Here is a 19,541-nt window from a genome sequence, read left to right as displayed (position 1 = left end):
GTTCGCGACAGTCCTGTACGCCACCGATGCAGGCCCCCGGGGATAGGCAGTCCCCCCAACGGGCACGCTTTTCCGTTACGTGGGGGATGTGCGACACGGGTCACAGCTGCCAGGCTGTGCACATCGCCGCGACAGGACGACGCCCGATCCCCCAAGGCCGTCGCGTTCGCGCGCCCGACGTGCCGAGTAGAGCACGACAGCCCATCGGCCGCAGATCTTGTCGCCGAGATTCCGAGACACACAATCCGAGGAGATGACATGACAGAGGTCACCATCGACACCGCGCAGGCCGTCCGGCCGTTCCGCATCGACGTGGACACCGACGAGTTGACCGAACTCCGGCGGCGGCTGACGGCCACCCGCTGGCCGGACCGGGAACTCGTCGATGGATGGCAGCAGGGACCGCCCCTCGCGTACATGAAGTCCCTGTGCGAGTACTGGGCGACCACGTACGACTGGAAGGCGCGGGAGGCCCGCCTCAACGAATTCGACCACTACCTCACCGAGATCGACGGCCTCGACATCCACTTCATCCACGCTCCGTCGGTGCACCCCGACGCGACACCGATCGTCCTGACTCACGGATGGCCGGGATCGTTCGTCGAGTTCCTCGACGTGATCGAACCGCTGCGCAATCCCACGGCATTCGGCGGGAGCGCAGACGACGCCATGCACGTGATCGTGCCCTCGCTACCCGGCTTCGGCTTCAGTGGCGCCCCGAAGGAATCGGAGTGGAATGTGCCCCGCATGGCCGGGGCCATCTCGGAACTCGTCCGTCGACTGGGTTACGACCGGTACGTCGTCAACGGCACCGACTGGGGCGCCGCCATCGCCATGTCGCTCGGGCAGATCGAGACGACCGACCGGCTGCTCGGTCTGTGCCTCAACCTCGCCTTCGCCAACCCCGAGAACTACGACTTCGAGCCGAATGCGGAAGAGTCGGAGTTCCACGCCCGGCAAGGCGCGTACTTCCAGGGCGACAACGGTTACGCGGTGATCCAGTCGACCCGACCGCAGACCATCGGGTACTCGCTCGACGATTCACCGGTCGGGCAGGCCGCGTGGATCGTGGACAAGTTCGCGTCCTGGGTGGACTCCGACGGCAGTTTCGAGGACGTGGTCGGCCGTGATCGACTGCTCGACAACATCATGGTCTACTGGACCACGCGAACCGGCACCTCGTCGGCCCGGATGTACTACGAGGCGTTCGCGGCGCTGTTCACCGACATCCCGCCGATCGACTGCCCGGTCACCTACACCCGCGCCCTGGACATCTTCCAGATCTCGGAACGTGAAGCCCGCACCCGCTTCAGCGATCTCCGACGCTACAGCGTGGCCGAGCGAGGCGGACATTTCCTGGCGTTCGAACGGCCCGAGATCTTTGTCGAGGACCTTCGTCGGTCGGTTCGGGCGCTGGTCGGCTGAAGCAGCGCGTTTCCGTCAATGCTGCCGTGTACTACCGTCCGGCAGTTTTCCAGTGAGACAACGTATTCCACCGGAACAGAACCCGTCCGTGACCGGAATGCGTACTGATCGAGGTCAGGAATGGAATTGTGAGCTCAAGAGTTGAACCGGCTGCTGCCGTCGAAGAGGTCGATGTCGTGATAGTCGGCGCCCGGTGTGCCGGCACGGCGACCGCGGTGGCGCTCGCCCGTGCAGGCATGCGGGTCGTCGTGCTGGACAAGGCGCGCTTTCCCTCCGACACGATGTCGACCCATGCTGTTGTGCCCAACGGAGTCCGGGAATTCCAGCGCATGGGAGCGTTGCCGAAGATTCTCGCCCTCGGACCGGCGCAGCCACGCTACTTCGCGGTGTACGACGGCGACCTCGCGATCCGTGAGCGTTACCGGACCTTCGGTGGCATCGACTACGGACTGTGCGTTCCCCGAGACCAACTCGACGTGATCCTCGTCGAATCGGCTCGCGAGGCCGGAGCCGACGTCCGGGAGCGGTGCATGGTCGACAGGCTGGTGCGGCGCGGTGATCGCGTGATCGGCGTTCGTTACCGCTCCGGGAAAAGCGAACACGAGATCCACGCCAAGCTGGTGATCGGCGCCGACGGACGCAGGTCCCGGGTGGCGGCGGAAGTGGGCGAGTGGACCCCGTACCGAGGCTCGAAGAACGGTCGGGGTTTCGCCTTCCGGTATGTCGACGACCCCGTCGGCGCAGCAGGACAGACCGCGTTCGAAATCTATCGGGCACACAACAACATGGCCCTCGTTCTTCCCTCGTGCCCGGCCGGCCGGTCGGTGGTCGTGCACATGTGCGATGCGCGAGAGATTCCGGCGTTTCGTCAGGATCCGGAAGGCATGTGGTCGGCGAAGATCGAGCAGGATCCCAACCTGCGGGCGCGGATCGGCGACGCCACCAACATGAGCAAGCTCCGGACGACCGACGATCTGGCATCGTTCTACCGGCGGTCGAGCGGTCCGGGTTGGGCGCTCGTCGGCGACGCCGGACATTTCAAGGATCCCGTGACGGGCAACGGAATACGTGATGCACTCCGGCACGGGCGCCTGCTCGGCGAGGCTGCCGCCGACACGATCGACGACCCGGAGAAGCTCGATCTCGCCCTGCGCCGATGGGAACACAATCGCGACAAGGACACGGTGTCGACGTATCACTGGGGTAACCGGGAGACACGGCCCGTTGCAACGACTCCCCTGGTTCGCTCTGTACTCGCCACATTCGAGGGCAGTGAAGAGCCCGGCATCTCGGATACGTTCAACCGAGCGCGACCGATCGAGAAAACTCTGGGCCCCTCCCGGATGGCGCGTGGTCTGGTCGACGCGCTCCGCGGGCCGAACGCCGACAAATGGAGCATTCTGGTGGAGGCAGCGCGGGAGATCCCGCAGGAAATCTCCCTGCGCCGGCACCGCCTCATCGACGGATTCCGGTCGACACGTCCCACTGCGACCGAGAACGCCGGATGGTCGCTGGGTCCGGACCCGCGTGAGGCGGCCGAGCAGTCGGCGACGGTGAACCCGACGCAGCCCGCGGCGGCAGCTACTGCAGCGCGCGATTGATCCCGAGACAGTCGCGGGATCGGACCATCGAGAACCTGCGCGACGGTTGCACTCGAGCGACACGCGCTCAGCCGTCGATAGCCCCACTCAGCAAACACCAGAGCGAGTGGGGATCCGCAGGTCTTCTTCAGCGGATGCTGCCCGCGGTCGCACTCGTACTCAGCGGGCGCCGACTTCCACCTCGCCGCTGAGGTCAGCCGCACGACACCCCGCATCAGATTCGAGCTCTGCTCGCACTGTGTCAACTGACTGGGCCCCGTTGGCGGGTCCACCGATCATGCGAGTTTCAGTGGTTGGTTGAACTCGGTCGGTGACCATTGCTGACGGAACGCCGTGGGGGTGAGGAAGTCCAGCGATCCGTGTGGCCGATATGTGTTGTACTCGATACGCCAGTCCTCGGCAAGGACTTGGGCTTCGGTCAAGCAGCTGAAGGTCTCGCAGGTGAGGAATTCGTCGCGGAATCGGCCGTTGAACGACTCGCAAGTCCGTTCTGCCAGGGCGATCCGGGGTCGATGAATGCGGGATCGACACCGGTGAACCGGCACCAGTCGGTCATGGCGTGGGCAGTCATCTCGGTGCCGTTGTCCATCCGGATATAGACCGGTCTGCGGCCGGTGGTCGCGATGACCTCGTCGAGCACCCTGGTCAGCGCATCAGCGGTGCATGATCGGAATGCCTTGACCGCGAGTGCTTCGCGGGTGAACTCGTCGATGATGTTGAGGAACCGGATCTGCCGGCCGTCGGTGGTGACATCGACCTGGAAATCCAACGCCCACATCTGATCGGGAAACGACGCCCGCAGCCGCTGGTGGCGACCGGCCCCGATTCGGCGCTTCTTACGTGTCCTGGCGGGGCGTTTCAACCCTGCCTCACGCCAAAGCCGCTGCGTACGTTCGCGATTGACTACCAAACCCTCACCACGGCATATCGCGTGCGCCTTGCGCCACCCCCACCGCCGATGGCTGCGCAAGATCGACCGCAACCGCTCCCGCAACACCCGCTCGGTCTCGGTGACCGTGACCGGGCGGCGCTGCACCGAACGTGACTGCCCCACCACCCGGCAAGCACGTCGTTCGGAGACCCCGAACCGTTCCCGCAACACCACAACGGCCTTGCGGCGCCGATCCGGGCTCAGTAGTTTCCCCGGGAAATCTCCTTGAGCATGTCGATGTCCAGGGCCTGCTCGGCGACCATTTTCTTCAACCGGGCATTCTCCCGCTCGAGCTCTTTGAGCCGTTTGGCGTCATCGGCTTTCATCCCGCCGTACTGGCTCTGCCAGCGATGCCAGGTCCCCTCGGACACCTCGAGGTGCTTGCACACCTCCTCGACCGAGAACTGCTGCCCCAACAGTTTTTCACCCTCACGCAGCTTGCGGATGATCTGCTCGGGCGTATGCCGACGTCGTGCCATCGTGTGATCGTCTCCTTCTGCACCCATTCTGGTGCATCAGAACTCTCACAACCGGTGGACCTGCCTACAGGGATCCAGTCACGGACATGAGTGCGTTGCCGGAGTTCCGGGCTCAGGTGCGCGCCTGGGCGCGGGGCGAGGCCGTCCCCGGCACCCCGGCCTACACCAGCGGACCGGCACGGGACTGGACGGTGGTGTGGGTGGTCGATCTGATCACCGGCACCGGCATGCGCCCGCACGAGGTGTTCGCCGTCCTGCTCGACGACATCGACCTGGACGCCACCGATCCCTATCTCGATGTCACCGGCACCCTGATCGAAGTCAAGGGCGCCGGGGCCGGCGGGTGGGTGCGCAAGCCCGCACCGAAGACCGACAACGGGTGGCGGCGCATCCTGCTCCCGGACTACACGGTGGTCTCGCTGCGGGAGGCGATCAAGGATCTCGAGGTGTTCGGGCAGCCCAACCCGATGGGTCTGTTGTTCCCGGCGCGTAACGGGTCGGTGCGCAACCCGAACAACTTCGGGCGCACTTGGCGCGCGGCCCGCGGGGAGAACTTCGCCTGGGTCACCCCACGCACCTTCCGCAAAGGCGTGGCCACCGCCGTCGACCACGCCTCCGGGGATCCCGAGCGCGCCGCCCGCCAGCTGGGCAACACCCGTGAGGTCGCCAAGACCCACTACATCGATGTCCCCGAGACGGTGCCCGACAACCGGGCGGTTCTGGAGGCCTGGGCGCGTGGCGAAGGGCCGAAAGTATGAGATTTTGACTGGCTCGGGTCGAATCTCCCGGCGTGTCGCGGAAACAGAAAACCCCTTCCGACCAAGGTCGGAAGGGGTTTTCGCTGTCGGGCTGACAGGATTTGAACCTGCGACCACTTGACCCCCAGGAAGGGTGACGAATCATCCGTGCACGTCACGCGCGTTGCTTCTTCGCATCTGCGACCGTCAGACCTCCGGGCGTTCATGCCTGAGCACAACGTGCGGTCCCCAACTGGTCCCCAAAACTACGGTTCCGAACTTCTGCTCCGGAGGCAGGTAAGGCCCTGTCGGGGCTGTACCGGGTCGGTCGGTGAGCTGTGGCGACTTGGCGATTCGGTCTGCCTCGATCCGGGTCTGTCCGGGGTTGTTGTGTCACTCCGGTGTCACCAGCCCGGACGACTGGACCACGGTTGGCCCTGCTGGGTGGTGGCCTGCGCCCAATGGCGGGCTGCTGCGCCTGCCCCTTATGGCCTGCCCTTCTCGCGTAGAGGCTCCGGGGTCAAGAGTGGGCGAAGCCCATCCCGTAGGGACGCCCTCGGCGCTCTTGAGGTTGGAGGGGCGCGGGAACAAAATGCAGGCCACCACGCAGTAGGGCCACGTGGCCGAAGGCCGCGCAAAATGGTACGAACAGCTTGCTCTCAGTAGCTCGATTCGAGTGCGAACTCTTCGGGGGAGCGCAGGTCTACTGACTATATCGAGAAACTTACATTAAAGCACTGATCAACCCTGAGTTCTATCATCTGAATGATCTACAAGGATTGATGGGATGCCCATGAGGCAACCGAGTTGCAGCCCCAGATTCTTAAGCTGCCCGCAGTGGGGTTGAATCGGGTACTGTTGTGAGTCGTGACGGATACTCAAGCTCAGCTAAACGATCTCTTTGTCGTTCCTGTGCGCATATTTGTGGAGTCCATGCATGCAACACGAGAGTTGGACGAGTTTATTGCTATGAATTCGTCTCGACTCACCAGTTTCGAAGAGCGGTTCACAATCGAGGCGATGCGGCGGTATCCCAGCGACCCTGAAGAGCAGCATCGCAAGGCGGCAAGCATTGCACGAAAAAGCATGAGAACTCTCATTGCCGAAAGGGCGCGTCTGCTCGATGAAGGAGCAAGCGAAGAGGCTATAAGGGATGTTCGGGCTCGAAATATGAAAGACTTGCGCAAGCAATTATTTGAGCTGACCGGCCGTCCGAAGTATTTCTCATACTATGGAACTGTATGGAATGCCGTATCTATGCGACGGAGAGGAAGTCGCATCCTGCGTGATTCGCTGCTTATGAGCGCAGTCAGCGAGTTTGAGATCTTGGTAGCGTCTACCATCAAGGGGGCGCTGCGGGTGAAGCCAGAGATCTTGCGTCGTGGAGGAAGGCAGTACACCATGCAGCAGATCGACCCATTCGAGTCGTTGGACGAATTTCGCGCCTGGTGCGCGGAGGACAAGGCTGATGAACTATTGAGGGGCGGTCTGCAAAAGTGGATGAAATGGTTCACCGAGATCGGGGTAAGCGTTCCAGGTGTCACAGATCTTCCGCTGCAGCTTGTGGAGATTTTTCAAAGACGCCACCTCCTCGTGCACGCAGGAGGCATTGTAAATGATGCCTACTTGGATAAAGTGTCAGGAATTGAAAATCCGCCCTCAAAGGGGGTGCAGCTACATGTAAGCGCTGACTACCTCCGCGAGACAATCGACACCCTCACGGCCGCAGGCGTCAAACTTTGCGGAGCAACGGCCCGAAAGCTCGCATCCGTAGACGACAAATATGTCATAGATTCAGATCTGCTTGACGTTGAGTTCAGCCTTCTAATTAGAGGCGAGTATGAAGTTGTCAAGAATGTGAACGAGTGGCATTTGAAGTTTCCTATCGATGAAAGTTGGCGCATCCCGGTTCAAGTAAATTACTGGATCGCCCGCAAGAAGCTCAACGATGGCGAAAGCGTAAGAGCGGAAGTAGAAAGCTGGGAAGTCGAAGACGATCTTTCCCGCCTCGTAAAGCTGGCCCTGCTTGACGCGAATGAGGAAGCTCATGACCTGGCAACCGAATTGCTGGCATCGGAGGAGTTGAACGTCGACTCTTGGCAGAACTGGCCGATCTTCGAGGGCGTTCGCGCTTACGCGGCAGCGTTGCCTGGTGAGCCTGCGGATACCGATTACATGTTTGCCCAGCCCAACGACCTCGGAGATGCGAGTTTGCCCCGCGCCGAGTAGCTCGGAGGCAAGCGAGCGAAGCTCGTGCGGCAGCCTATGGAGCCCGGGGCGCAAGTACAGGGCTTGACTGGCGGACCGGCTTTGCAGAGGCGGTGGTCGGTGCAGCGCGCCGCCGACGCGACCGACGCGCCGCGGCGACCGTGCTGTTTGGGAGTCGCGCTGCGCGTCGTAGCGCGGCGGCGGCGCGCAGCGCCGTCGGTGCGCCTTGATCCTGTATGGCGGAATTCGGCAGTTGAAGCACTCGTCGGATGCGGTCGATACGGTTGTGTCATGGCTGTGGACCTCGTTAGCTGGGCAGCGGAGACTGCTCGTGCGCACCTGACCGTGTTGCCGCGTCGCCTGCGGCATGTGGAGGGCGTAGCGGGTCGTGCAGCCCTAGCGGGGCCGGTAGTGGATGACGCGGAGCTACTGGTGGCGGCCGGGTGGTTGCATGACATCGGATACTCCCCCGGTCTGGTGCGAACCGGTTTTCATCCCATCGATGGTGCCGTCTTCCTCGAGTCGATCGGCGCGTCTGAGCGGCTGTGCGCGCTGGTGGCGAACCATTCGTGCGCTTGTATCGAGGCACGCAATCGCGAGCTGGCGATCGACTGGGAGGACGAGCAGACTCCGTTGAGGGATGCGCTGTGGTGGGCGGATATGACAACCACAGCAGACGGGGTGACTACCACCGTGGACGATCGGCTGGCCGACATCTATCGCCGGTACGGCCCCGAACATGTTGTGGCTCGGTCGATCCGCGAGGCCGAACCGATCATCCGCGCGGTGGCGCAACGCACCGACGACCGGCTCCGCGCTCAGGTGAAGTAGGTCCGGCCAGGCGCTTGGAGGCCGCGGTCGATCCTCTGACGCATAGACGGGTGGATATGCAGATCGCCCAGTTCGTCGGGGGCGACCCATTGAACGGCTTTCGACTCCGAGCTCGTCCGCGGTGCCCCGCCGATCGGTTCTGCTGCGAAGCAGATCGAGAACTCTTGGCGAACTTCACCATCGGTGTAGGCGATGACGTGGCCGGGATCGGAGAAGATGCCGATCACTTCGGTGGGACGTACGTCGATGCCAGTTTCTTCGGCAACTTCGCGGACGACGGCTTCGGCCACCGTTTCGCCCACCTCCATACCGCCGCCCGGCAGCGAGAACAGGTCGTTGTCGGTGCGGTGGATCATTAGGATTCGACCGGCCTCGTCCTGGACGAAGGCGCTGACCGCGACCTTGAGACTGTTCGCGGGTGGTGCGTCGGGATCGTTGAGGTAGTCGGTCCTCATGCTGCGCCGCCCTCGATCACAGCCTTCGGTACCGCCTGCGACCAGACCTGTTCGAAGCTGGTCAGGTAGGTGTCGAACAGATCCCCGCCCGCCAATCGCCGCAAGTGCATCGCGGGGGCGTAAGCGCCGGGCTGGCCGTAGACGTGCATGTTCACGATCATCTCGTCATCGAACCGGAATACCGAGTTGTACAGGGTCGTGTCGTGGTAGCGCAGCTCGACGCCGTCGATACCGGCCAACGGTTCGACCAGCGCCAGCGCGTTCCTGATCCGCGCCGAAACGGTGCCCTCGGCCAGGCGCTCTTCGCTGCTGCGCTTGGCGACTTCGTCGGCAGCCGGGTTCCCGAACAGGAACCGGATCGAGGTTCCGGCTGCCGCCTTCTGACGGATCAGCTTGGCGAATGACGGGTCTTCCGCGAGGAAGAGGCCGGCCAAAACCAAGACCTCGATCCGGTCGTTCGCGTTGGACAGCAAGCGAAGCCACAAGTCACCCGGCACGGAATGCCGGTGCGGGTAGACCTTGACGACTTCCGATTCGGCAATCGCCTCACGCCGCTCAGGCGCGACAGCATCGGGCCACAGGTAGCGCTCGGTCTCTTTCACCATCGCGGCGACTGCATGCCGGTGGCGCGGGTACGGGACTCGCCCCTTCGTGATCCAGCGTTCGACGGTCTTCTGATCGACGCCGGTCACTTCGGCAACGTGACCGAGGTCGAGCCCGTTCCTCAGCAGCGCTTCGCGCAGTCGCTCGTTCGCCATCTCATCTCCGATCACAGTGACCACTAGGGACGTCTCTAGAGTACGTAGGACGTCCCTAGATGTCCATCTATGTAGTCCTGGTGTCGCCGGAATTCCCGGAAAGTACTGGCCATCAAGTGATTCGGCCTACTTCAAGGAGTGATTGAGATGGCGTTGAAGGATGCATGGTTCCGCCCGGACTTCCACGAGGCGTTCCCGAAGGGCCTGTTCCTGCTGGGTGACATCGAGCCGGTGACCGAGTTCAGCCGGGACCGCAACGCACCGAAGGTGCAGAAGCTGGACATCGACTTCGAGGGCAACGGCACGGGCAAGCGGCTGTGGAAGGGCACCGTCACCGATCCGACCGCGGCGAACGCGAAGAACGCCAGCTTCGACGTGATCTTCGTGGCCGAGTACCAGCCGGTGCCCGCGGCCCCGGAGATCGTGCCGGGCATGACCCCGATCGAGCTGGAGGGCTTGATGGTCAAGCCGAAGATCGCCGGTTCGGGTGAGTTCAAGTCGATCGGCTGGACGGTGCGGGCGACCGGGATCAAGGGCGACAACTCCGGCGCCAAGGGCACTGCTGCGACCGGTAAGGCGGCGTGATCATGTCGGTCGATCGCGTAGCCGCTGTGCGGGATCTGTTTCCCGCCGACACCGTCGAGTCCGGTGACGATGCCGCAATGGTCGCCGCTGGACAGGCCATCGCCTACCTGTGGCAGTACCTGGCCCAGGGCACCGCAGGCACCAGGTCGGTCCTGGACGACCCGGCCGCCGCTGGCCACCTGTTCGCAGCCCTCGCCAAAGCGGGCGAGACGTCTGTCGATGTGCTGGGGAGGTTGTCGTTCTACGCCGTGAACCTGGGCGACCAGTCGACCTACAGCACACGATTCGCTCATCGCGCACCGGATGGCACCTGGGATCTGGTGCAGTCCACGGCCCATCTGGCCGCCGGGCGGCTGAGGATCGCCACCGAGGCTCACGGCCTGGCGTCACATCAGCTCGGTGTCGCTGCGGACCTGTTCTCCTTCCTGTACGTGGTGGCCTGATATGGGTGCGGCGGGCCAGGCGGCGGCGATGCGTTACGCGCGTTGGTCCGCCGCAGCCATCATCGTCGGGGTGGGTGCGGCAGCGTTCCGGCTGTCGTACTCCACCCTCAAAGACCTCGCCGTCCTCGCCCACATCCCGGCCCAGGACGCGTGGTTGTTCCCGCTGATCGTGGACGGCACGATCCTGCTCGCCACCTTCGGCGTGCTGGTGTGCCCCGGCCGGGAACGGCGGTTCTTCCTCGCTGTCTTGGTCGTCGGCTCTGCGGTTTCGGTCGCCGGGAACAGCCTTCACGCGGTGGCCAACGGCCAACCGCTCCCGGCGTGGGCCTCGGCCATCGTGGCGGCGATCGCCCCGATATCCCTGCTCGCCGATACCCACGGGTTGGCGGTGCTGTTCCGGGTCGCCAACCACAAGCCACCCCCGGAGCCGGTGCCCGAACCCGTCCCGGTCTCTGTGCCGGTGGAGTCGGTGCCCGAAGTGCCGGCCGATCTGCCCGCGCCGGAGCCGGTGCCAGTGCCGACCAGAGAACCCGAACCCGAGCCTGCGCCCGAACAGCAGTCGGCGCCGGAGTCGGTGACCGAGCCGATCCCGGTGGCTGTTGCTTCGCGGGTGGTGCCGGTCAAGCCTGTTCGTTCCTCGCGACCGGCCCAAGACATGCTGCCGATCGCTTTGCCTGTTGGAGGTTGAGATGTCGATTCACATCAGTTCGTTCACCCTCGCCGACCACGAACCCCAGGTCCGGATCAGTCCGGGCGTCCACTACAGCGCGGAGGGACGGCAGAAGCTTTCAGCGACGCTGGTCGCGGTGAACTGGGGCGAGAACCTGAGCCTCGGCATGGACTACGCCCAGGCCGTGCAACTGGTCTCCGTCCTCGGGGCGGCGTTGGCCGACTACGGCCCGGACACCCCGCCGGTGGATCTGTCGCGGTTGGGGTTGTGATGTCCACGCTGACAACCCTTTTCACCGCCGCCACCGCTGTCGCCGCGACTGGTGGCATGGCGTGGATGCGTTGGGCCGGAGACGACCGGCCCCGCCAGGTGACCGCTGAATCCCTCGCCGATGCCGCCCCGGCCGGGTTGCGGACCGCGGTCTACATCCTGGCCGACCCGGCACAGACGAACCTGATGTTCGCCGCCCTCGGCCTCGGCTCTCTCGACGGTGGCTTCCCCTACGTGGAGCGCTACGACTTCACCGATCACGGCCTGGACGTCGAACTCATGATGTTGGGCGGGCAGTCCTTCGCCGACTGGTCCAAGGACGAAACCTTGGCCCAGTTCGCCACCTACTTCGCCGTTCCGGAGGTCACCGCCTCGTCTCCGGAACCGAGCTGGGTGCGCCTGCACGTCCGCACCGTCGACACCCTCGCCGCTCCCGCCCCGGCTCCCTTCGGTGGCGGTCATCGGGTGGATCTGGAGGCGGTGCCGGTCGGGATCACCGAAGCACACGACCTGTGGCGGCTGCGCGTCCTCTACGGGCACATCCTGCTCGCCGGGGCCACCGGTTCCGGCAAAGGCTCGGTCATCTGGTCGATCCTGGGCGGGCTCGGCCCCGCGATCCGTGACGGTCTGGTGGATGTGTGGATGGCCGACCCGAAAGGCGGGGTCGAGTTCGGGCGCGGGGAAGGCCGGTTGTTCGTCCGCTTCGCCACCGACACCGATTCGATCCTGGCCATGCTGCGGGAAGCCGTCGAGGTGCTGCGGGAACGGCTGGCGTTCATGCGCGCCCACGGCATCCGCAAGCACGTCCCCACCCCGGATGAGCCGCTGGTGCTGATCGTCGTGGACGAAGCCGCGTCCCTGTCGGCCTACGCCGAACGCGACGAGCAACAGGAGTTCCGGCGCCTCACCGGTGTGATCCTGTCGCAGGGCCGGGCGGCCGGGGTGTCGATGCTCGCGGCGTTGCAGGACCCGTCCAAGGAGACGATGCCGAACCGGCAACTGTTTCCCATCCGCATCGGCCTGCGCCTCGATGAACCGACTCAGGTGGCGATGGTCCACGGCCAAGGCGCCCGTGACCGTGGTGCCCGCTGCGACCGGATCAGCGAACACACCCCCGGTGTCGGCTATGTCGGTGAGGACGGCACCACCGACTTCGTGCGGGTGCGGGCGTTCTGGGTCTCCGACGCCGCAGCCGACGCCATCGTGACCGCCTACTCCCCTGCCCCCGAAATCGTCGGTCCGGCCGAGGACTACAGCGATTTCGACCCCGACGACCTCGGCGACGGCGACTCGTTCGGTAATGCGGGGGCGGCGGCATGAAGCGCGGATTCGTCACCGAAACCCATGTGGTCATCTACTGCCAGACCTGCGGGGACTGCTGCACCGATCGCGATGGGGAGTCGATCTGCTTCGACAGCATCGACCAGGCCCGCCGCTACCTGACCGAGGTCGCTGACATCACCGGTTGGCACCACACCAGCGAAGGCGTCGAGTGCATCGACTGCCGCCTGTTCGCCGAATGCGAGATCCGCGGCCACGACCCTGCCGCGGATGGTGACTGCGCCAACTGCGGCCGCCACGTCCTCGACCACCCCTGAACCTGTTCGCCCCCTCCTCGAGGAGAAGCCCATGAGCAACAGCTACGACTCCAACGTGATCGACCTGGCCGCCCGACGCCGCTGCCAGCTCGAAGCCCGCGGCCTGGACCCGATCACCGTCGCGGTCCACGTCCTGGCCGAGACCGGCACTGTAATGGCCTGGCCCGCCGGTAACGGCTACGACGAGTTCGGCGACGGTGATGGCGGGTACGCGGCATGACCACCACAACCACGACCATCACCACGACGGGGCGTGACCCGCTCGACGTGCTCGGCCTGGCCGTGCTCCACCTCGGCGGCGGCATCCTGGTCGCTCTCTGGATGGCAGCGTGGTGGGCGGTGCTGTTCCCGATGATCTCGGTCCCGCTCGTCCTGGCCGTGCTCGCCGGGATGCTGGTGCATCCGTCGGCCGGGCTCGGGGTGGTGGGTCTCGCTGTGGCGGGTCTGGCTCTGTGGCGGCTGCGGAGTCCGCAGACCTTCGACCGCTGGGTGACCGCTCGTGCCCGTGCCCGCTGGCTGGCCCTGTTCCGCTACCGACGTCGTTGGGCGCGTCTGCTCACCGCCTGCCAACTGGTGGTCGTCGACGGTGACCAGGTGCGGGTCCCGCGGCTGCTGGACGTGCGGATCGGCGAGGCCGACGACATCGTTCGGCTTCGGATGGTGGCCGGCCACGGCCCCGACGACTACACCCGCCGCGCCGAGCAGCTCGCCCACGCCTTCGGCGCCGAAGAGTGCCGGGTCTGCGTCACCGGTCCTGGTCTGCTCGAACTGAACTTTCGCTACCACGATGCCCTCGCCGAACCCGTCGACCTGCCCCAGATCGTGGACGGGACGAACTGGATGAAGGACGCCGCATGACCACCGAAGCCACCGAACCCACCGCGCCCGAACCGGCTGCGGTACCGGCCCGGCAGACCGCCGCCCAGCGTCGCGCACTCCCGGACTTCACCGACGTCGCCCAGGCCACCGCCGAGAAGTTCGGCGTCTGCACCCGGCCGATCACCATGCGCGCCTTCGACCCCGACACCGGCAAAGTCTCCTACGTCGGCTCGCCCTGCAAATCCACCGTCGCCAGCGTGTGCAAACCGTGCGCGGACAAAGCCCGCTGGCTGCGGATGACCCAATGCCGCGAGGGCTGGCACGCCGAGACCGAACCGGTGGACGAGACCCGCGAACCGTCCGAGAAGCAGACCGAGCTGCTCGCCTATCGCGCCGATCTGGTGGCTGATTACAGGGCTGCCCGGGAGGACTCCGACGACGAGTTGGCCGCTGAACTCGCCCAGCTCGTCGCCGACACCGATACCAAACTCCGCGAGTCCGGGTTCCGTGGCCCGCTCCCTGCCCTGGACCCGACGCCGCGAGCTCGGCGGGTGCGATCGACCAAACGCCGCCAGGACGTGCCCAACCTGCCGCGTAAGAAGGTCGCCAAGACCACGGTCGGCAAGGTGATCGGCGGCTACCGGTCCTCGATGATGGTCACCCTGACCATGCCCTCCTACGGGCCGATGAACCGCGACGGCGCCACCGACAAAGACGGCAAGGTCTGCGGCGATGGCTCCCCACGGGACCCCGAGTCGTATGACTACGCCAGCGCTGCCCGCGACATCGTGTTCTTCTCCAAGCTGGTCGATCGATGGATTCAGAACCTGCGCCGCGTCGTCGGCTATGACGTGCAGTACTTCGCCACCGTCGAACCGCAGCGTCGTGGTGCCCCGCACCTGCATCTGCTGCTGCGCGGTGCCATCTCGCGCGAGATTCTGCGGATGGTGACCGCGGCGACCTACCACCAGGTGTGGTGGCCGTACTTCGACCCACAGGACGAACGCTACTCGGGCGAGAAGATGCCGGTCTGGGACTACAAGGCTTTGACGTTCGTGGACCCGGACACCGGCAAGCCGTTGACCACGTGGGACGAAGCCCTCGATGTCCTCGACTCGGTGGACGACCTCGAACCGGCCTACACCGTGCGGTTCGGGGAACGGATGGACCCCGGCGACATGAAGGGCTACATCTCCGGCGAGAAGGCCGACCGGGCGATCGGGTACGTCACCAAGTACCTCACCAAGTCGATCAGTGAAGTCTTGGAGACCGACTCGGCTCGCACGGCCGCGCACTACGACCGGCTGCACGCGGAGTTGCAGCACACTCCGTGCTCGCCGAAGTGCCCGGTGTGGCTGCGCTACGGGATCGTGCCGAAGGGCGCCAGCGATAAGACTATTCCGGGCCGGTGCAAGGGCAAGGCACATCGCCGGGACACGTTGGGCTTGCCCGGTCGCCGGGTGTTGGTCTCGCGTCGCTGGTCGGGCAAGACGCTTCCGGATCACAAGGCCGATCGGACGGATTTTGTTCGGCAACTGCTCGCGCAGGCGGGGATCGTCAAGCCGGATACCTCGCATTGGGTGATCAAACCGGTCGAGCCCGGCGACCATTCGGCACCGCCGCGCGACCACGTGATCCTCGCCGCCATCGCCCAGCGCACGACCTGGCGAGCGGAATACACCCGCGCCCTACTTGCGGCGGGACCTGTAGCAGCGCAACAACATTCGGAAGTTCGGGAAGCGGCGTAGGAGGCGGTCAGATGGATTCGTTCGGCGGACAGTGGTTCACGACAGAGGAAGTCGCGCGCATGCTGAGCGTTGATGCTTCGAGCCTGCGCCGGTGGCGGACTGCTCGCCCTCCGCAGGGACCGCCTTTTGTGCAAGTGTCGGATCGCGTGGTCCGGTACAGCCGCGCGGATGTGGAGGCGTACATGAGCTCTCGGCGGATCGACCCGGCGGCTGCGTGATGGCCGAAAGAGTCGACATCTCCCCTATCGGCGTGCAGCTGCGCTCCGATGTCGAGTTCCGGGACCGCGCCAAGCCGTATCGCGCTCGGCTCCGCTGGGTCGACCCGGCGACGAAGAAGCGGGCTTCGATCTCGGAGTCCTTCGAGACGCGGGACCAGGCCGACGAGTGGATCGGCCGTGTTCGGCAAGCTGCGGCGCGTGGCGTGGATCCGAAGATGGCGACGGCCACGCTGGCCGAGTACGGCGCGGCGAGTCTGGAGCTGGCTTTTCGCGGGATCGAGCCGAAGACCCGTGACCCGTATCTGGCGGGATGGCGCCGACGAGTCCTCCCTACGGTCGGGCATCTCCCGATTGCGATGATCACCGCGGGCGTGGCCGATCGTGCGGTCGGAAACTGGATCGCTGACGGGTGCAGCAAGTCGACGGTGAAGAACACTCTTGCCGCGTGGGGCCGCGTGATGGATCAGGCGGTGCGGGACGAGCTGATCGAACGCAATCCGGTGCAGGTGTCGGGCTGGCAGCGCATGTTCGCCCAGGTGCAAGACGAGCTGGACAATCCGCGGGCTCTGGCGCTGCCCGACTGGGCCACGTTGGTTCGGTTGGCGGATGCTCTGGTCGACGCCTCGGCGGGTGAGTATCGGGGCTGGGGCGATGTGGTGATCTTCGCGGCGTGCACCGCGACCCGGATCGGCGAAGTGTCGGGCTGCCGGGTCCGTGACATCGACACGGACGAATGGGTCTGGCGACTGCGACGGCAGACCACTCCTGGTCCCGGTGGCATGGCGGACAAGGGCACGAAGGGCAGGCGGTCCCGACCGATTCCGATCATCGAGGATTTGCGGCCGATCGTGGCGCGGCGGATCGAGGCGGCGAACGGTCGGCCCGATGCTCGGCTGTTCGTCGGTCCCCGCGGCGGTCGCATCTCCACCGGTGTTCTGCACCGGGCCACCCACTGGGAAGACGTGGTCACCCGGCTCGGGTTCGAGCACCTTCGGCGCCACGGACTCAGGCACACCGGACTGACGTGGTTCGCCGATGCCGGCGTTCCGGTGCACCGGCTCCAGCGGATAGCCGGCCACACCGATCCTCGGATCACCCAGCGCTACCTGCATCCCGATATGAAGACGCTGATCGAGGACGGAAACCGGCTCTCGAAGCACCTACGGTCCCCAAATGGTCCCCAACTCCGAGTGGTCGGAGAATGAGGAAAGCCCCTCCGTTGCTGTTCGGAGGGGCTTTCTCGTCTGTCGGGCTGACAGGATTTGAACCTGCGACCACTTGACCCCCAGTCAAGTGCGCTACCAAGCTGCGCCACAGCCCGTTGCGCCCGTCGTCCGGGCGCTTCAAGAGATTACAACAAGGGGTACGCCTGGAGCGAATCGCCTGGTCAGAGGCGGTGTTGCGGACTATGAGGGGGCGGGGCGCTCGTGGAGGGTGAGCAGGAGGTGGTCGAAGCGAGTGCGGTCGGTCACGCCGCAGCCGCGGAATTCCGCGATCGCGTCCACCAGGCGGTAGGCGAGGTCGCGGAGCTTGGTGTTGGTTTCCTGGGAGCGCCAGGAGAGCACTCGGAAGGCCTGTTCGGCGCTGATGCCGTACATGACCATCAGCGCGCCCTTGGCCTGGTCGATGGCGGAGCGGGCGGCGACGAGGTCCGGGAGGGTCTCGTCGAGGACCTCTTGGCGGGTTTCGTCGAGGCTCTCGGTGAGGTCGATGTAGTAGCCGGTGGAGCCGACGATCTCGCCGCTGTCGTCGCGCATCTGATCGCCGACGACCAGGACGTGCTTGACTCTTCCGTGGGTGTCTCTGATGCGGTGGCGGCTACAGAACGGCTGGCCGGTGGTCACGGCGGCGGACAGGATGTCGACGACGGCGTCGCGGTCGTCGGGATGTTTGTGCGACAGGACCAGTTCCATGGTGGGGACCACGGAGCCGGGTTCGTATCCGTGCAGCTCGGCTACCTCGTCCGACCACTCCCAACGCTGATCACGCGACCAGAATCGGTAGCTGCCGGCCGGCCGCCAGGCGTCCGCGTACTCGGCCGTTGGGGTCCCGCTGTCGCTCACTCGACCGATTATCCTGCCTGCAGGATCGGCGAGGTCACGGGCGGCCGGGGTGGAGGTCATGCCTGCACTGTACGTGGATCCTTCCATCCAGTAGCACGTTCACCGAGACGTACCACCTTCGGCGCGGTCACGACGGGCGGTTTTTCCAGGTAGAACTATCGCGAGGGCCGTGGCGTGCCGCGGGCGGCGCGCCCACGTGGGAGGCCGGTTCGGCCATGGGGGAAGGTGCTCGACCATCCCGGTGACCCGGGCGCGTTGCGGGGATTTCGGTGACCTTGGTCCCGTTTCGGGCAGAGGCGGCCTTCGACCCCGTGTCACCGTGACGATCGAGAGTTCACGCACAGTCCGGCGCAGGGGCGTCGCGGAAGAGCGGATCTCCGGCCGGCGTCGCGTACACGACGTAGAGGACGACCGGTTCGAGGCCGAGGTTCCGGCCGATATGGACGTTCCAGGCGCCCGCCGGTTCGCTGAGGAACTCCCCCGCCCGGTAGATCACCGGCACGCAGTCGGGACCGGGGTGGGTGAGCGTGCCCGCGGCGACGAAGCCGAGGACCGGACCGTCGTGGTAGTGCCAGCCGGTGGAGCCGCCGGGAGCGATGATGATGCGCCGGGCGATCAGGTCGGTGCCCGTGACCGTGGGCGGCAGGCCGACGGGGAGATGCGCCTCGTCCAGGGTCTCGGCGGTGAGATCCGTGGCGGGGGTCGCGGCGGCGGGACTCGCCGCGGTGATGAGCGATCCCAGGACCACTGCCGTGGTGATACCGATGCCGGATGGACTCATCGCGGCAGTGTAAGCGGCGGGCACCGAGCGAGAGGACAAGCGCGGCCGATCGTCATCACCTCCGGTGGCGTGCCGGTCAGTCGCGGGCGGAGGACACCAGGCGCGTGCGGGGCGAGACCATCTTGGCACCCGTCTTGACCACCCTGGCATAGGCCTTCATCGCCGTCCGGTCGCCGGACTGCAGCGGGATGTCGAGCAGTTCCCGGGTGCGCGGATGCAGGAGCGATCGCACCGCGAAGTCGGGCATGCCGCGCAGCAGCCAGGCGTTCGGGCGCAGCAGCTCCGGCAGGAGCTTCTCCGCGTCGGGCGTGACGGCCAACTTCTCGGCGCACACCTCGTCCATGTAGTCGTTGAAGTCGGCCCAGGTCTCGGGCATGTGCCGGGCGGAGATGCCGTAGCGGCGGTACCACTGGCAGCACTGGGCGTAGAGGGTCTTCTTCTCGACGAGCGACAGGGGCCGATCGAAGGTCTCGATGGCGGTGACGAGAGTGTCGACGTAGGTGGCGTGCTGGAAGAAGAACAGATCGGGGGCCAGTCCGTTGTAGCGCCTGCCGGTGCTGTCCACGCCGCGGACGAGTTCGTGGCCGTAGAGCATGGTCGGGTGCGGATCGACGGACGCGTAGGCCAGGTGGATGATGCGGGAGACGACGCGCTTCTTGTGTTCCCACAGATAGACGGGACTGTGCTCGACGATGGCCGCCGCGACCGAGGGCTGCAGGATCTGCAGCCCTACGGCGCGGGGCAGGGTGAGAACGAAGCGCCGGTCCCCGAGATAGCGGCCGAGGAGGGTGTCGCGATCCAGGCCGGGGGTCTTCATTCTCGAATCCTTCTCTGGTCGAAGCCCCTCGTCGATGAGGGTATGAGAAACATTAGGACTTATCTTCTCATTACGTCAACTGACGAAAGGCCTCTACCGCAGGG

At 65.4% G+C, this 19,541-nt stretch carries 21 protein-coding genes, 1 tRNA gene and 1 pseudogene; 16 read left to right on the top strand and 7 right to left on the bottom strand.

Features of this window, described 5'->3' with window-relative positions:
* The first annotated feature begins 258 nt into the window (after positions 1-258).
* Positions 259-1,425, top strand: a complete 1,167-nt coding sequence (locus ON26_RS09810) for an epoxide hydrolase family protein (RefSeq protein WP_040795718.1) — start codon at positions 259-261, stop codon at positions 1,423-1,425.
* Positions 1,426-1,553: 128 nt separating this feature from the next.
* Positions 1,554-3,026: an NAD(P)/FAD-dependent oxidoreductase gene (locus ON26_RS09805; protein WP_040795717.1), complete on the top strand. Its 1,473-nt coding sequence runs from the start codon at positions 1,554-1,556 to the stop codon at positions 3,024-3,026.
* A 275-nt stretch (positions 3,027-3,301) separates the two neighbouring features.
* Here the strand turns inward: ON26_RS09805 and ON26_RS32210 are convergent.
* Positions 3,302-4,436 (bottom strand): annotated as a pseudogene (locus tag ON26_RS32210) (IS3 family transposase).
* An 86-nt stretch (positions 4,437-4,522) separates the two neighbouring features.
* Here ON26_RS32210 and ON26_RS09790 point away from each other — a divergent pair.
* The 3 genes from ON26_RS09790 (at position 4,523) to ON26_RS09780 (ending at position 8,212) form a co-directional block, all read left to right on the top strand.
* The gene (locus ON26_RS09790; protein WP_051026884.1) at positions 4,523-5,194 is read left to right on the top strand and encodes a site-specific integrase; all 672 of its coding nucleotides are present in this window, start codon (positions 4,523-4,525) and stop codon (positions 5,192-5,194) included.
* An 846-nt stretch (positions 5,195-6,040) separates the two neighbouring features.
* Complete coding sequence (locus ON26_RS33245) at positions 6,041-7,402, top strand: hypothetical protein (protein WP_157171843.1); 1,362 nt, start codon at positions 6,041-6,043, stop codon at positions 7,400-7,402.
* Positions 7,403-7,672: 270 nt separating this feature from the next.
* Entirely contained in the window at positions 7,673-8,212 is a 540-nt protein-coding gene (locus ON26_RS09780; protein WP_083883978.1) for an HD domain-containing protein, read from the top strand.
* Here ON26_RS09780 and ON26_RS09775 read toward each other — a convergent pair.
* Together ON26_RS09775 and ON26_RS09770 are read right to left on the bottom strand one after the other, a co-directional pair.
* Positions 8,200-8,667, bottom strand: a complete 468-nt coding sequence (locus ON26_RS09775; protein ID WP_040795714.1) for an NUDIX hydrolase — start codon at positions 8,665-8,667, stop codon at positions 8,200-8,202. The two genes, ON26_RS09780 and ON26_RS09775, sit on opposite strands and share 13 nt — an antisense overlap.
* Positions 8,664-9,425, bottom strand: a complete 762-nt coding sequence (locus ON26_RS09770) for a DUF5919 domain-containing protein (protein WP_040795713.1) — start codon at positions 9,423-9,425, stop codon at positions 8,664-8,666. Before ON26_RS09770 ends, ON26_RS09775 begins: the two co-directional genes overlap by 4 nt.
* Positions 9,426-9,572: 147 nt before the next feature.
* On the opposite strand from ON26_RS09770, the gene ON26_RS09765 reads away from it, so the two are divergent.
* From ON26_RS09765 to ON26_RS09715, 11 genes are read left to right on the top strand one after another with little or no spacing between them, the layout of a single operon-like run.
* Positions 9,573-10,010: a hypothetical protein gene (locus tag ON26_RS09765; RefSeq protein WP_040795712.1), complete on the top strand. Its 438-nt coding sequence runs from the start codon at positions 9,573-9,575 to the stop codon at positions 10,008-10,010.
* Between the two features lie 2 nt (positions 10,011-10,012).
* Entirely contained in the window at positions 10,013-10,453 is a 441-nt protein-coding gene (locus ON26_RS09760) for a hypothetical protein (protein WP_040795711.1), read from the top strand.
* A gap of 28 nt (positions 10,454-10,481) precedes the next feature.
* Positions 10,482-11,141: a DUF2637 domain-containing protein gene (locus ON26_RS31550; RefSeq protein WP_083883996.1), complete on the top strand. Its 660-nt coding sequence runs from the start codon at positions 10,482-10,484 to the stop codon at positions 11,139-11,141.
* A 1-nt stretch (position 11,142) separates the two neighbouring features.
* Positions 11,143-11,394 (top strand): hypothetical protein, encoded by a 252-nt coding sequence (locus tag ON26_RS09750; protein WP_040795710.1) that lies wholly within the window; start codon positions 11,143-11,145, stop codon positions 11,392-11,394.
* Positions 11,394-12,713: an FtsK/SpoIIIE domain-containing protein gene (locus ON26_RS09745; RefSeq protein ID WP_051026882.1), complete on the top strand. Its 1,320-nt coding sequence runs from the start codon at positions 11,394-11,396 to the stop codon at positions 12,711-12,713. Before ON26_RS09750 ends, ON26_RS09745 begins: the two co-directional genes overlap by 1 nt.
* Positions 12,710-12,991 (top strand): hypothetical protein, encoded by a 282-nt coding sequence (locus ON26_RS09740; protein ID WP_040795709.1) that lies wholly within the window; start codon positions 12,710-12,712, stop codon positions 12,989-12,991. Before ON26_RS09745 ends, ON26_RS09740 begins: the two co-directional genes overlap by 4 nt.
* Positions 12,992-13,022: 31 nt before the next feature.
* A complete protein-coding gene (locus tag ON26_RS09735) occupies positions 13,023-13,211 on the top strand; it encodes a hypothetical protein (RefSeq protein ID WP_040795708.1) in 189 nt (62 codons plus the stop codon).
* Entirely contained in the window at positions 13,208-13,849 is a 642-nt protein-coding gene (locus tag ON26_RS09730) for a hypothetical protein (RefSeq protein WP_051026881.1), read from the top strand. Before ON26_RS09735 ends, ON26_RS09730 begins: the two co-directional genes overlap by 4 nt.
* On the top strand, positions 13,846-15,558 hold the full coding sequence (locus tag ON26_RS09725) for a replication initiator (protein ID WP_040795707.1): 1,713 nt from the start codon (positions 13,846-13,848) through the stop codon (positions 15,556-15,558). The genes ON26_RS09730 and ON26_RS09725 overlap by 4 nt, the downstream gene beginning before the upstream one ends.
* An 11-nt stretch (positions 15,559-15,569) precedes the next feature.
* Complete coding sequence (locus tag ON26_RS09720; RefSeq protein WP_040795706.1) at positions 15,570-15,776, top strand: helix-turn-helix transcriptional regulator; 207 nt, start codon at positions 15,570-15,572, stop codon at positions 15,774-15,776.
* Positions 15,776-16,981, top strand: coding sequence for a tyrosine-type recombinase/integrase (locus tag ON26_RS09715; RefSeq protein WP_040795705.1), 1,206 nt, complete (start codon positions 15,776-15,778; stop codon positions 16,979-16,981). Before ON26_RS09720 ends, ON26_RS09715 begins: the two co-directional genes overlap by 1 nt.
* Positions 16,982-17,023: 42 nt before the next feature.
* Here the strand turns inward: ON26_RS09715 and ON26_RS09710 are convergent.
* The 4 genes from ON26_RS09710 to ON26_RS09695 all read right to left on the bottom strand — a co-directional run bounded on the left by ON26_RS09710 (position 17,024) and on the right by ON26_RS09695 (position 19,437).
* Positions 17,024-17,097 (bottom strand) — tRNA-Pro (locus ON26_RS09710).
* An 85-nt stretch (positions 17,098-17,182) separates the two neighbouring features.
* Positions 17,183-17,839, bottom strand: coding sequence for a PAS and ANTAR domain-containing protein (locus tag ON26_RS09705; RefSeq protein ID WP_040795704.1), 657 nt, complete (start codon positions 17,837-17,839; stop codon positions 17,183-17,185).
* Positions 17,840-18,173: 334 nt separating this feature from the next.
* Positions 18,174-18,620 (bottom strand): cupin domain-containing protein, encoded by a 447-nt coding sequence (locus ON26_RS09700; protein ID WP_051026880.1) that lies wholly within the window; start codon positions 18,618-18,620, stop codon positions 18,174-18,176.
* A gap of 76 nt (positions 18,621-18,696) precedes the next feature.
* Positions 18,697-19,437 carry an oxygenase MpaB family protein gene (locus ON26_RS09695; protein WP_040795703.1) on the bottom strand — a complete coding sequence of 247 codons (741 nt, stop codon included), beginning with the start codon at positions 19,435-19,437 and terminating at the stop codon, positions 18,697-18,699.
* Between the last annotated feature and the right edge of the window lie 104 nt (positions 19,438-19,541).

Origin of the sequence: Nocardia higoensis NBRC 100133 (genome assembly GCF_000308595.1) — a bacterium.
Taxonomy (GTDB): Bacteria; Actinomycetota; Actinomycetes; order Mycobacteriales; family Mycobacteriaceae; genus Nocardia; species Nocardia higoensis.
This window is presented reverse-complemented; position numbering and strand designations above follow the sequence as displayed.